The organism is Phenylobacterium sp. (assembly GCF_030651755.1).
Classification (GTDB): domain Bacteria; phylum Pseudomonadota; class Alphaproteobacteria; order Caulobacterales; family Caulobacteraceae; genus Phenylobacterium.
On the sequence record NZ_JAUSBZ010000074.1, the window covers coordinates 1 to 11,298 of the forward strand.

Consider the following 11,298-nt stretch of genomic DNA (forward strand, 5'->3'; position numbering starts at 1 on the left):
CGATGAGGGCAGCCTGGAGCACATCGGCTTCGGCACCATGAACGGGACCGACGGCAAGCCGTTCAAGACCCGCGAGGGCGGCGTGCTCAAGCTGCACGACCTGATCGAGATGACCCGCGACAAGGCGCGCGAGCGCCTGAAGGAGGCCGATCTTGGCGGCGGGCTCGATCCCGAGGCCTTTGAGGACACCGCCCACAAGGTGGCCGTGGCGGCCTTGAAGTTCGCCGACCTGCAGAACTTCCGCGGCACGTCCTATGTGTTCGACCTCGACCGGTTCACCAGTTTCGAGGGCAAGACCGGCCCCTACCTGCTCTATCAGGCGGTGCGGGTGAAGTCGGTGCTGCGCAAGGCCGCTGACGAGGGCGCCCAGGCCGGCGAAATCGTCGTCGTCGAGCCGGCCGAGCGGGAGCTGACCCTGCTGTTGGACGCCTTCGACCACGCTCTGGCCGAGGCCTATGAGCGCAAGGCGCCCAATTTCATCGCCGACCACGCCTACAAGCTGGCCCAGGCCTTTTCGCGATTCTATGCGGCCTGCCCGATCCTGATCGCCGAGCCCCCGGTCAAGGCCTCCCGCCTGGCGCTGGCGGCGGCGACCCTGCGTCAGCTGGAGCTGGCCCTGGACCTGCTGGGTATCGCCACCCCCGAGCGGATGTAGCAGCCTCTGACCTCGGGGCCGGCCTGCGAGTCGGCTGCGGACGACGGGGAGGGGCTATGCGGCTTTCATTCCTGGCCTATGGCGGGGCGGCGCTGGCGGAGATTGCGGGCTGCTACGCCTTCTGGGCCTGGCTTCGACTGGGCAAGTCCCCCCTGTGGGTGGTCCCGGGCCTCATCGCTCTGGCGATCTTCGCCTATCTCCTGACGCTTATTGAGGCCGATCAGGCCGGCCGCACCTATGCCGCCTATGGCGGGGTCTATATCGCCTCGGCGCTGGTCTGGCTGTGGGCCGCCGAAGGGGTGCGGCCTGATCGCTGGGACCTGTTGGGCGCGGCGGTCTGCCTGTGCGGCGCCGCCATCATCCTGTTCGGGCCGCGAACCGCATAGGGCCTGATGCGATCAGACCGAACCGTCTGAACGTTGGCCCCAGCAGGCCGCTTGACATAGTTCGAAGTTTCCATAAATGTAGAATTATGGAAATAGAGATCGCCCTGAAACGCCTTTCCGCCCTGGCCCAGCAGAGCCGGCTCGAGGTCTTCCGTCGTCTGGTTCAGGCCGGGGCGGAAGGTCTTGCGGCCGGCGATCTCGCCCGGGCGGTGGATATTCCCGCCAACACCCTCTCGGCCCAGCTGGTCATCCTGGTGAACGCCGGGCTGGCTCGCTCACGGCGGGAGGGCCGGTCGATCATCTACAGCGCCGACTATGACGGCATGGGCGCCCTGCTGGTCTTCCTGATGGAGGACTGCTGCCAGAACCGAGCTGAAGTCTGCGGGCCTCTGGCTGCGGCCGTCACCCGCCCCTCTTGCAACCCTGTCTAAGGAGATCCCCAAATGAAGCGCCTGCATGTCCATGTCTCGGTCGAAGACCTCGACCGTTCCGTCGGCTTCTACGCCACCCTGTTCGGCGCGCCCCCGAGCGTGCTCAAGGACGACTACGCCAAATGGCTGATTGACGATCCGCGGGTGAATTTCGCCATCTCGACCCACGGCAATGGCGCGCACGGGGTAGATCACCTGGGCATTCAGGTCGATGAAGCCGCCGAACTGACCGAATTGGCCGGTCGTCTGAAGGCCGCAGGCGAGACCACCTTCGACCAGGAGGCCGCCAGCTGCTGCTACGCCCGTTCAGACAAGGCCTGGGTCAGCGATCCGGCGGGTCTGCGATGGGAGACCTTCCACACCTTCGGCGAGGCGATCACCTATGGGGAGGACGCCGTTCCCGCCGCCGCCAGCCCCGCGCCTGCCGAGGCGGCCTGCTGCGGCGCCCCGGCCAAGGTCGAGCCCGCCCCCGCCTGCTGTTGAGGCGTCTGCGACGGGCGGGGCTGCGCGCCCACTTTGCGCGTTGACACCCGCCCGTCGATCGCGGAGTTTCCGAGGACTCCTCGCGGGAGAGACCGGCCCTTCACGGGGTCGGCGCCGAAGGCGCAACCGCCCCGGAAACGCTCAGGCAAACGGACCGCGAAGGGCTGATGAACGCTGGAAAGCAGCCCGCCGAAAGGTAGGGCTCGCCGAAGGAGCAATGGGCGCGGGCTCTCTTGTCCGTCTCTAAATCTCTCAGGCTCAGGGACAGCGGGGGCGCGTGTCGAGACTGGGCGACCAAGGCCCCGGCGCGTCGCATCATCAGCCGGAGGCCCGCCGTGTCGGACGAGACGCTTAAACTGACCCCTCTCTACGCCGCCCATCTGGAGGCCGGCGCCCGGATGGTCCCCTTCGCCGGCTATTCCATGCCGGTGCAGTACAAGGACGGGGTGCTCAAGGAGCACCTCTGGACCCGCGAGAACGCCGGCCTGTTCGACGTCTCCCATATGGGCCAGGCCCGTCTGCGCGGGGTCTCCCCCCTGTCGGCCTTCGAAGAGGTGACGCCTGGCGACTTCATCGGCCTCAAGCCCGGCAAGCAGCGCTACTCGGTCCTTCTGAACAAGAAGGGCGGCATTATCGACGACCTGATGGCCGGCCGCCCCGACGACGACGGCCTGTTCGTGGTGGTCAACGGCGCCTGCAAGGACAACGATTTCAGGGTCATCGACAACGAACTGGCCGGACAGGTGCGAATCGACCGCCTGGAAGACCGGGCGCTCATGGCCCTGCAGGGTCCCAAGGCCGCGCAGGTGCTGGTCATTCATGCGCCGGACGCCGCAAAACTGGCCTTTATGGAGACCGCCGCCATCCAGGCCTTTGGAGTCGACGCCATCATCTCCCGCTCGGGCTACACCGGCGAGGACGGCTACGAGATCTCCGTGCCGGGCGAGGCGGCTTTGCGCATCTGGAACACCCTGTTGGCTGATGAGCGGGTCCGACCCATCGGCCTGGGCGCCCGTGACAGCCTGCGCCTGGAGGCCGGGCTGCCGCTCTATGGCCACGACCTGGACGAGACTGTCTCGCCCATTGAGGCCAGCCTGAATTTTGCGGTGTCCAAGAAGCGCCGGGATGCGCGGGACTTCCCCGGCGCCAGCCGCATCGCCGCCGAGCTGGCCGGGGAGCTGACCCGCAAGGCCGTGGGGCTGAAGGTCGAGGGCGCGCCCGCCCGCGAAGGCGCCGAGATCGCCGACACCGACGGCCATGTGGTGGGCGTCGTCACCTCCGGCGGTTTCGCCCCTAGCCTCGGCTATCCGATCGCGCTGGGCTTCGTGCCGCCGGCCCTGGCCGCGGTCGGAACCGAACTCAAGGTCATCGTGCGGGGCAGGGCGCAGGCCGCCCAGGTGGTCGCCACCCCATTCGTCCCCCATCGCTATGTGCGCAAGGTTTAGAGAAGGAACGCCCCGAAATGCGCTTCACCAAGGATCATGAGTGGGTTTCCCTGGACGGGGACGTGGCCACCATCGGAATCACCGCCTATGCCGCCGAACAGTTGGGCGACGTCGTTTTTGTCGAGACCCCTGAGGTCGGCAAGACCGTCACCGCCGGCGAGGGCCTGGCGGTGGTCGAGAGCGTCAAGGCCGCCTCGGATGTCTACGCCCCCCTGTCGGGGGAGGTTCTGGAGGCCAACGCCGCCCTGGCGGACGCCCCTGAAACCGTCAACCAGGCGCCCGAGGCCGGCGGCTGGTTCGCCAAGGTCAGGATCTCTGATCCTTCGGCCTTTGAGGCGCTGATGGACCGCGCCGCCTACGACGCCTTCCTGGAGACCCTGTAACCCCATGCGCTACCTGCCGCTCACGCCCGACGACCGCGCCCAGATGCTGGACGTGATCGGCGCTGCGACCATAGACGACCTCTTCGCCGACGTGCCGGCGGCCGCGCGAAAGTCCGAACCCTTCGACCTGCCGCACCATGCCGGCGAACTGGAGGTGGAGCGTGAGCTGGCGAATCTGGCGGCCATGAACCGGGCGGCCGGCGCGGGGCCGTTCTTCTGCGGCGCGGGCGCCTATCGTCACCATGTGCCGGCGACGGTGGACCACATCATCCAGCGCTCTGAGTTCCTGACCAGCTACACGCCCTACCAGCCGGAGATCGCCCAGGGCACCTTGCAGGTCCTGTTCGAGTTCCAGACCCAGGTGGCGGCCCTCACCGGTCTCGATGTGGCCAACGCCTCGATGTATGACGGCTCCACGGCCTGCGCCGAGGCGGTGATGATGGCCAGGCGCGTCACCCGGCGGAAGAAGGCGATCCTTTCGGGCGGCCTGCATCCCCACTACGCCGCCACCACCCAGACCATCGCCCATGCCGAGGGCATGGACATCGTGCGCCAGACCGTGGCCTTCGACGCCGAAGCCGCGGTGATCGCAGCCATCGATTCCGAGACCGCCTGCGTCGTGGTCCAGACCCCCAACGTCTTTGGCGTCGCCACCGACGTCACCGCCATCGCAGAGGCCGCCCATGAGGCGGGCGCCCTGCTGATCGTGGTGACCACCGAGGCGGTGTCCTACGGCCTGCTCAAATCGCCGGGGGAGATGGGCGCCGACATCGCCGTGGCCGAGGGCCAGTCCATCGGCAATGCGCTCAATTTCGGCGGCCCCTATATCGGCCTGTTCACCTGCAGGGAGAAGCTGGTTCGCCAGATGCCCGGCCGCCTGTGCGGCGAAACCGTCGACGCTGAGGGGCGCCGGGGCTTTGTCCTGACCCTGTCCACCCGCGAGCAGCACATTCGCCGGGACAAGGCGACCTCCAACATCTGCACCAATTCGGGCCTGTGCGCGCTGGCCTTCACCATCCATCTGACCCTGCTGGGGGAGGTGGGCCTGCGCCAGCTGGCGGCGATCAACCACGCCAAGGCGCGGCGCCTGGCCAAGGCGCTGGGCGCGGTCCCTGGGGTCGAGGTGCTGACCAAGCGCTTCTTCAACGAGATCGCCATCCGGCTGCCGGGCGATGCGACCGACATGGTCGAGGCCCTGCTGGAGGACGGCGTCGTGGCCGGGGTGCCCTTCTCCCGCCTCGATCCCGATGCGGGCCTGGACGACGTCCTGCTCTGCGCTGCGACTGAAATGACCCTGGACGAGGATATCGACGCCTTCGCCCAGGCCCTGTCCCGGAGGATCGGCCAATGACCATGCAGACTGTCGGCCGTCCCACCCGGCCCGAAGACGTGCAGCCCCTGGCGACCGGCTTCGCCTCCCTCACCGGCGGCCGCGGCCTGCTGCAGGATGAGGCCCTGATCTTTGAGCGCGACGGCTGGAACAAGACCGGCGTCGACCTGCCGGAGGCCGATCTGGACGGCTCCGATCTCGGGGATCTGGCCCGCGCCGCCCCCATCGGCCTGCCGGGCCTGTCAGAGCCCGAGGCCATGCGCCACTATGTGCGCCTGTCCCAGAAGAACCACGCCATCGACCTGGCCCTCTATCCCCTGGGCTCGTGCACGATGAAGCACAATCCGCGTCTGAACGAGAAGATGGCGCGGCTGGCCGGGTTTGCTGATCTGCATCCCATGGCGCCCGTGTCCACGGTCCAGGGGGCGCTGGCCCTGATGGACCGTCTGTCCCACTGGTTGAAGACCCTGACCGGCATGCCGGCCGTGGCCCTGTCACCCAAGGCCGGCGCCCACGGGGAGCTCTGTGGTCTCCTGGCCATCCGCGCGGCCCATGAGGCCAAGGGCGATCCCCGCCGGCGGGTGCTTGTGCCCACCTCGGCGCACGGGACCAATCCCGCCACGGCGGCCTTTGTCGGCTATTCGGTGACCGAGATCGCCCAGACCGACGATGGCCGGGTCGATCTGGCCGATCTTGAAGCCAAGCTTGGCCCCGATGTGGCGGCCATCATGGTCACCAATCCCAACACCTGCGGCCTCTTTGAGCGCGACATCATCGAGATCGCCCGATTGACCCACGCGGTGGGGGCCTACTTCTACTGCGACGGCGCCAACTTCAACGCCATCGTCGGCCGGGTGCGCCCCGGCGACCTGGGCGTCGACGCCATGCACATCAACCTGCACAAGACCTTCTCCACCCCCCACGGGGGCGGGGGGCCGGGCGCTGGCCCGGTGGTGCTGTCCGAGGCCCTGGCGCCGTTTGCGCCGGCGCCCTGGGTGGTGCACGGCCCTGAGGGCCTGACCCTGGTCGAGGAGACGGTGGGTGAGGCCGCCCAGGCCTTTGGTCGGATGAGCGCCTTCCACGGCCAGATGGGCATGTTCGTGCGGGCCTACGCCTATATGCGCAGCCACGGGGCCGACGGGCTGCGGCAGGTGGCCGAAGACGCCGTGTTGAACGCCAACTACATCAAGGCTCGCCTGTCGGGCGCCATGACCCCGGCCTTCCCGGATGGTCCGTGCATGCATGAGGCCCTGTTCGACGATACCTGGCTGGAGGGGACTGGCGTCACCACGCTCGACTTCGCCAAGGCGTTGATCGACGAGGGCTTCCACCCCATGACCATGTACTTCCCGCTGGTCGTGCATGGGGCCATGCTGATCGAGCCCACGGAGACGGAATCCAAACAGGAGATGGACCGCTTCTGCGAGGCGTTGCTGGCCCTGGCCCAGGCGGCCAAGGCCGGCGATGTGGACCGTTTCAAGGGCGCGCCCTATCTCGCTCCCCTGCGCCGACTGGACGAGACCCTGGCGGCGCGGAAGCCCCGGCTGACCTGGAAACCGAGCTCAGGTGTGGCGCCGGCGCCGCTCGCGGCTGAATAGTAGTCTTGCCGACAATAAAGCGGCCTGCCGCCGCCTTACTTTAAGCATGACGCGGCACATATGAGAGAGACACGCGGCGGCCCCGCCTCCCCGAACGGGCCAGATCGCGTGTGACCCCAGGTTTGCAAGCGTGTCTCTCGCCCTCTCTCCGCGGCTCCATGGCCGCACCGCCGCTCCAGGCGCCTTCAGCCGGCTGTCACGCCGGGTGCTGCGCTTGGCCTTGGTCGGGCTGGGCGGGCTGATTGTTGTCGCGGGGGTGCTGATCGCCCCCCTGCCGGGGCCCATGGGCCTGCCGGTGGCGGCCGTGGGTCTGATGGTGATTCTTCGGAATTCCTACAAGGCCCGGCGGGCCTTTGTGCGGTTCCAGCGGTCCCATCCCAGGACGCTGCATCCGGTCCGGCGATTGCTGAGGCGCCGGCCTGAGGTGGCGCCGGTCGCCTGGCAGATGATGCTGCGGACCGAGCGCCTGTTGGTGCCGCGGCGCTACCGGATGGCGGTCCGTGGACGGCGCCTGTTCCGGCGCCGTCGCAAGTCCCAGCCTATTGCAGCTTAGCGGCCATCTGGCTGATCGCCTTGTCCACCAGCGGATCGGTGGTGGCGGCGGCCAGGCGGCCCGCCAGGACTGAACGGGCGGCTTCGGCCGCCAGTTCGGCGGCGGCGGCCTTCACATCGGCCATGGCCTGAGCCTCGGCGGTGGCGATCTTGCGTTCGGCCATCTCGGTGCGACGGACGATCTGCTCCTCGAGCTTCACGGCCGCATCCTTGCGCATGCGCTCGGCGTCTTCCTTGGCCTGGGCCAGCATGTCGGCGGCTAGGCGCTCAGTCTCTTCCCGCTGCGCCTTGATCTCGACCAGCAGGCGCTCAGCCTCGGCCCGCAGGGCCTGGGCCTCGTCCAGCTCGGCCTGGATGCGCGCGGCGCGGGCGTCCAGAGCTCCGGCCATGGCCGCGGGCACCTTCAGATAGATCAGCAGCCCGAAGAAGATCAGGACCGCGACCAGAACCCAGAATTCGGGGGTGATGAAAAAGGACATCTGGTCTCTCCTCAGGCGGCGTTGCGCGCGATGGCGGCGTCCACCTCGGCGCGGGACGGCGCCAGGCCGCTCAGCTTCTCGACGATGGCTTCGGCGGTCTCGGCGGCGAGGCTGCGCACATTGGACATCGCCTGTTCACGGCTGGCCTGGATGCCGGCTTCGGCCACGGCCAGGCGCTCATTGAGCTTGGCCTCTTCGGCGGCGTTGCGGGTCTCAGCCTCAGCCTTGGCCGCAGCCTTGGCGTCGGCGGCGGTCTTCTGCGCCCGGGCGCGGGCCTGGGTCAGTTCGGCCGCGGCTTCCGACGACTGGCGTTCGGCTTCGTTGCGCGCGGCGCGGGCGTCAGCCAGATCGCCCTCGATCTTCGCCGCCCGGGCCTCGATGGCGCCGCCCACCCGGGGCAGGAACAGCTTGGACAGGATGACGTAGAGAATGACGAAAACGATGAGCAGCCAGAAGATCTGGCCCGGCCAGTAGCCGAACTCGAACTGGGGCAGGCCAGACGAGCCGTGCTCGGCGGCTTCGGTGCTCTCGTGCAGATCGTGGCTCAGCGTGGTCGGCGGGGTCTCGACGATCGCCCCGCCCGGATCGAGCTCTGGTGTGGTCTGGGCCATTCAAGGCGCTCCGTTGAGTCTGCTCAAGGTCCATGCGGCCGGTTGGCCATCCGCAGGGCAAGCCATGCGAAAGGCGGGCTGATCGACAGCCCGCCCCCCAACGCACGGATAGTCTCGCCTTAGGCGGCGAACAGGATCAGCAGCGCGACCACGAAGGCGAAGATGCCCAGCGCTTCGGTCAGGGCCATGCCCAGGAAGAGCATCGGACGCTCGCCGGCCGAGGCCGACGGGTTGCGCAGGGCGCCGTTGAGGTATTGGCCGAACATGGTGCCGAGGCCGATACCGGCTCCGATCATGCCCAGCATCGCCAGGCCGGCGCCGATGTACTTAGCTGCAAGGGGATCCATCGAAAGTGCTCCGTGTAAGCGATGGGGTCGGGAAACGGGGTGAGCAGTCGGTCGTGATCAGTGGCTGTGCAGGTTCACGACGTCGTTCAGATAGACGCAGGCCAGCACGGCGAAGACGAACGCCTGCAGGAACGCGACCATGAACTCAAGGGCGGTGATGGCGACGGTGCCGGTCAGGGTGACCAGGGCGCCGACGATCCCCAGCGCGCCGAGCGCGCCGAGCGAGACCACGAAGCCGCCGAAGACCTTCAGGACGACGTGGCCGCCGACCATGTTGCCAAACAGACGCAGGGCGAGCGTCACCGGGCGGACCAGGAAGGAGATGACCTCGATCACCACCACCAGGGGCAGGACGAAGAAGGGCACGCCCGAGGGGACGAACAGCTTGAAGAAGCCGAGGCCATTGCGGGCGAAGCCGACGGCGATGACCACGGCGATCACCAGGACGCCCAGGGTGGCGGTCACCGCCAGCTGCGAGGTCGAGGTGAAGAAATAGGGGACCATGCCCAGCAGGTTCATGGCCAGGATGAAGGCGAACAGGGTGAAGACGAAGGGGAAGTACTTCTTGCCTTCGTGGCCGATGATCGAGTCGGTCAGGTTGTGGATCAGCTCATAGAGCATCTCGCCCACCGACTGCAGCCGGCCGGGCACCACGGCGGCCTTGGCCGAGGCCGCGGCGAAGAACAGGGTGACGCTGGCCGCGGCGATAATCATCCACAGGGCCGAATTGGTGATCGAGAGATCGAAGCCCGCAACAGGCGGAAGCTCGAGAACCTGCTGGATCTCGAACTGATGCATCGGATCGGCCACGCCTCAGTCCCTCTTGTTCTGGCCAGGCCCCGCGGGCCAGCCGTCGTCGTCATCTTCATCGTCGTCGAAGGGGACCGAGGAAACCGGTCCGGCCTTCGCCGCCGCCTGCGCGCTCATGCGTCCCGCCGAGCGCGAGATCAAGAACATCGCCAGGGCGGTACCCACTAGCACGCCCAGGAGCAAGCCCCAGGGTGAGGTTCCGGCCCATTGATCGAAGAGCCAGCCAAGGCCGAGCCCCCCAAGAACACCCCCGATCAGCTCCGCCACCAGCTTGTAGCCAGCCCCGATCGCGCCCGTGTCGAACTTCCCCTTCCGCTCGCGCGCCGCCCGCTGGACATCGACAGCGTCCAGTTGTGCGTCGAGACGTTTCAGCGCCTCTTCGTGCGGATCGGTCGGTTGCGACATGAGCGGATGGCGCCTTCCCGGGGCGTGGGCGGCCTGCCGGCGCCCCTGGTTCGATCGCGGCGGAACCTAAAGGGGCGGAGGTACAGCGTCAAGGCGCTGGCGCCCGTGTCTAATTGTTTGATTTGTATTGGATATCGGCCTAGTCCGCCGATTCGGCTCTCCCGGCGCCTATTCCGCGGCCAGGGCCTCGGCCTGGCGGAGGTCCACGGAGACCAGTTGAGAGACCCCCTGCTCGGCCATGGTCACCCCAAACAGCCGATCCATGCGCGCCATGGTCACCGGATTGTGGGTGATGGCGATGAAGCGGGTCTCGGTGCGGCCGCGCATCTGGTCGAGCATGTTGCAGAACCGGTCCACATTGGCGTCATCCAGGGGGGCGTCCACCTCGTCCAGCACGCAGATCGGCGCGGGATTGGCCAGGAAGACCGCGAAGATCAGGGCCGCCGCCGTCAGGGCCTGCTCGCCGCCGCTCATCAGGCTCATGGTCGCCATCCGCTTGCCCGGCGGGCAGGCATAGATCTCCAGCCCGGCCTCCAGGGGATCGTCGGACTCCACCAGACGCAGCTCGGCCTGCCCGCCCTCGAACAGGGTCTGAAACAGGGTTTTGAAATGGCCGTTGATCACCTCGAAGGCGGCGACCAGACGCTCGCGACCCTCGCTGTTGAGCTCGTCGATCCCCTGGCGCAGGCGGGCGATGGCCCCGGTCAGGTCGGCCCGCTCTGTCTGCATGGTCTCCAGGCGCGCGGCGCTCTCGCGGGCCTCATCCTCAGCCCGGAGGTTCACCGGGCCGATGGATTCCCGCTGGCGTTCCAGGGCGCCGAGGTGCGCCTCCATGCCGCCGGCGTCCGCCGGGATCGCGACGGCCTCGTCTGCGAGCTGGCGGGCGAGGTCTTCAGGCTCCAGGCGCGTCGCCTCGCGGATCTGGTCGCCCAATTCCCCCAGGCGCTGGGCGGCCGCCTCCAGATGGGCCTCCACAGCCACCCGACCCTCCCGCGCCTGGGCGGCGGCGGCCTCGGCGGCGCGCAGGGCGCGCTCGGCCTCGGCGCGGGCCGCTTCGGCGCTCAACATGGCGTCCCGGGCCTGGGCGCGCCGGGTCTCGGCCGCGGCGAAGGCGTCCAGCAGGCTGATCTTGCGACCCTCCAGCTGTTGCGGCGCCTGCCGGGCCAGGTCCAGGGCGGCCAGGGCCCGCGCCCGGTCGGCCTCCAGGGTGTCCAGACGCCGGGCGGCGGCGTCGGCCCGGCGCGCCCAGTCGTCCCGCTCACGGGTGAGGGTGGCGAGGCGCCGCGCCCGGCCGTCCCGCTCCCGGGTCTCCACCTCCAGCGCCGAGCGGGCCGAAGCCGCGACCTCCCGGGCCGGTCCCGCCGCCGCCCGGGCCGCAGCCAG

14 protein-coding genes, 1 pseudogene and 1 riboswitch are annotated in these 11,298 nt (G+C 68.5%); of the genes and pseudogenes, 9 read left to right on the forward strand and 6 right to left on the reverse strand.

Annotation, left to right across the window (positions count from 1 at the left end):
• The 9 genes from argS to Q7V15_RS07415 all read left to right on the forward strand — a co-directional run.
• On the forward strand, nucleotides 1–655 hold a 655-nt coding region (argS, locus tag Q7V15_RS07375; protein WP_304754803.1), incomplete at its 5' end, for an arginine--tRNA ligase.
• A gap of 56 nt (nucleotides 656–711) precedes the next feature.
• Nucleotides 712–1,041 carry a YnfA family protein gene (locus tag Q7V15_RS07380; RefSeq protein WP_304754804.1) on the forward strand — a complete coding sequence of 110 codons (330 nt, stop codon included), beginning with the start codon at nucleotides 712–714 and terminating at the stop codon, nucleotides 1,039–1,041.
• Nucleotides 1,042–1,127: 86 nt separating this feature from the next.
• Nucleotides 1,128–1,472 carry a helix-turn-helix transcriptional regulator gene (locus Q7V15_RS07385; protein WP_304754805.1) on the forward strand — a complete coding sequence of 115 codons (345 nt, stop codon included), beginning with the start codon at nucleotides 1,128–1,130 and terminating at the stop codon, nucleotides 1,470–1,472.
• 12 nt (nucleotides 1,473–1,484) lie between these two features.
• Complete coding sequence (locus Q7V15_RS07390) at nucleotides 1,485–1,955, forward strand: ArsI/CadI family heavy metal resistance metalloenzyme (RefSeq protein WP_304754806.1); 471 nt, start codon at nucleotides 1,485–1,487, stop codon at nucleotides 1,953–1,955.
• 73 nt (nucleotides 1,956–2,028) lie between these two features.
• Nucleotides 2,029–2,122: riboswitch (glycine riboswitch) on the forward strand.
• Nucleotides 2,123–2,290: 168 nt separating this feature from the next.
• Complete coding sequence (gene gcvT / locus Q7V15_RS07395) at nucleotides 2,291–3,400, forward strand: glycine cleavage system aminomethyltransferase GcvT (protein ID WP_370689791.1); 1,110 nt, start codon at nucleotides 2,291–2,293, stop codon at nucleotides 3,398–3,400.
• A gap of 17 nt (nucleotides 3,401–3,417) precedes the next feature.
• Nucleotides 3,418–3,783, forward strand: a complete 366-nt coding sequence (gene gcvH / locus Q7V15_RS07400) for a glycine cleavage system protein GcvH (protein WP_304754807.1) — start codon at nucleotides 3,418–3,420, stop codon at nucleotides 3,781–3,783.
• Between the two features lie 4 nt (nucleotides 3,784–3,787).
• The gene (gene gcvPA, locus Q7V15_RS07405) at nucleotides 3,788–5,134 is read left to right on the forward strand and encodes an aminomethyl-transferring glycine dehydrogenase subunit GcvPA (protein ID WP_304754809.1); all 1,347 of its coding nucleotides are present in this window, start codon (nucleotides 3,788–3,790) and stop codon (nucleotides 5,132–5,134) included.
• Complete coding sequence (gcvPB, locus tag Q7V15_RS07410; RefSeq protein ID WP_304754810.1) at nucleotides 5,131–6,711, forward strand: aminomethyl-transferring glycine dehydrogenase subunit GcvPB; 1,581 nt, start codon at nucleotides 5,131–5,133, stop codon at nucleotides 6,709–6,711. The genes gcvPA and gcvPB overlap by 4 nt, the downstream gene beginning before the upstream one ends.
• Nucleotides 6,712–6,841: 130 nt before the next feature.
• Nucleotides 6,842–7,264 (forward strand): hypothetical protein, encoded by a 423-nt coding sequence (locus Q7V15_RS07415; protein ID WP_304754811.1) that lies wholly within the window; start codon nucleotides 6,842–6,844, stop codon nucleotides 7,262–7,264.
• Here Q7V15_RS07415 and Q7V15_RS07420 read toward each other — a convergent pair.
• The 6 genes and pseudogenes from Q7V15_RS07420 to Q7V15_RS07445 all read right to left on the reverse strand — a co-directional run.
• Nucleotides 7,251–7,742 (reverse strand): F0F1 ATP synthase subunit B, encoded by a 492-nt coding sequence (locus Q7V15_RS07420; protein WP_304754812.1) that lies wholly within the window; start codon nucleotides 7,740–7,742, stop codon nucleotides 7,251–7,253. The two genes, Q7V15_RS07415 and Q7V15_RS07420, sit on opposite strands and share 14 nt — an antisense overlap.
• A gap of 11 nt (nucleotides 7,743–7,753) precedes the next feature.
• Nucleotides 7,754–8,353 (reverse strand): hypothetical protein, encoded by a 600-nt coding sequence (locus Q7V15_RS07425; protein WP_304754813.1) that lies wholly within the window; start codon nucleotides 8,351–8,353, stop codon nucleotides 7,754–7,756.
• A gap of 119 nt (nucleotides 8,354–8,472) precedes the next feature.
• Complete coding sequence (locus tag Q7V15_RS07430) at nucleotides 8,473–8,700, reverse strand: F0F1 ATP synthase subunit C (RefSeq protein WP_293321260.1); 228 nt, start codon at nucleotides 8,698–8,700, stop codon at nucleotides 8,473–8,475.
• A gap of 57 nt (nucleotides 8,701–8,757) precedes the next feature.
• Nucleotides 8,758–9,510, reverse strand: coding sequence for a F0F1 ATP synthase subunit A (locus tag Q7V15_RS07435; protein ID WP_304754814.1), 753 nt, complete (start codon nucleotides 9,508–9,510; stop codon nucleotides 8,758–8,760).
• Between the two features lie 3 nt (nucleotides 9,511–9,513).
• On the reverse strand, nucleotides 9,514–9,915 hold the full coding sequence (locus Q7V15_RS07440) for an AtpZ/AtpI family protein (protein ID WP_304754815.1): 402 nt from the start codon (nucleotides 9,913–9,915) through the stop codon (nucleotides 9,514–9,516).
• A 168-nt stretch (nucleotides 9,916–10,083) separates the two neighbouring features.
• Nucleotides 10,084–11,298, reverse strand: a pseudogene (locus Q7V15_RS07445) (chromosome segregation protein SMC); the annotation flags it as partial.

Bases quoted from the DNA above. Each gene is read 5' to 3' on its own strand.
- Q7V15_RS07380 (WP_304754804.1), top strand. From the start codon at position 712: ATGCGGCTTTCATTCCTGGCCTATGGCGGGGCGGCGCTGGCGGAGATT.
- Q7V15_RS07385 (WP_304754805.1), top strand. From the start codon at position 1,128: ATGGAAATAGAGATCGCCCTGAAACGCCTTTCCGCCCTGGCCCAGCAG.
- Q7V15_RS07390 (WP_304754806.1), top strand. From the start codon at position 1,485: ATGAAGCGCCTGCATGTCCATGTCTCGGTCGAAGACCTCGACCGTTCC.
- gcvH (WP_304754807.1), top strand. From the start codon at position 3,418: ATGCGCTTCACCAAGGATCATGAGTGGGTTTCCCTGGACGGGGACGTG.
- gcvPA (WP_304754809.1), top strand. From the start codon at position 3,788: ATGCGCTACCTGCCGCTCACGCCCGACGACCGCGCCCAGATGCTGGAC.
- gcvPB (WP_304754810.1), top strand. From the start codon at position 5,131: ATGACCATGCAGACTGTCGGCCGTCCCACCCGGCCCGAAGACGTGCAG.
- Q7V15_RS07420 (WP_304754812.1), bottom strand. From the start codon at position 7,742: ATGTCCTTTTTCATCACCCCCGAATTCTGGGTTCTGGTCGCGGTCCTG.
- Q7V15_RS07425 (WP_304754813.1), bottom strand. From the start codon at position 8,353: ATGGCCCAGACCACACCAGAGCTCGATCCGGGCGGGGCGATCGTCGAG.
- Q7V15_RS07430 (WP_293321260.1), bottom strand. From the start codon at position 8,700: ATGGATCCCCTTGCAGCTAAGTACATCGGCGCCGGCCTGGCGATGCTG.
- Q7V15_RS07440 (WP_304754815.1), bottom strand. From the start codon at position 9,915: ATGTCGCAACCGACCGATCCGCACGAAGAGGCGCTGAAACGTCTCGAC.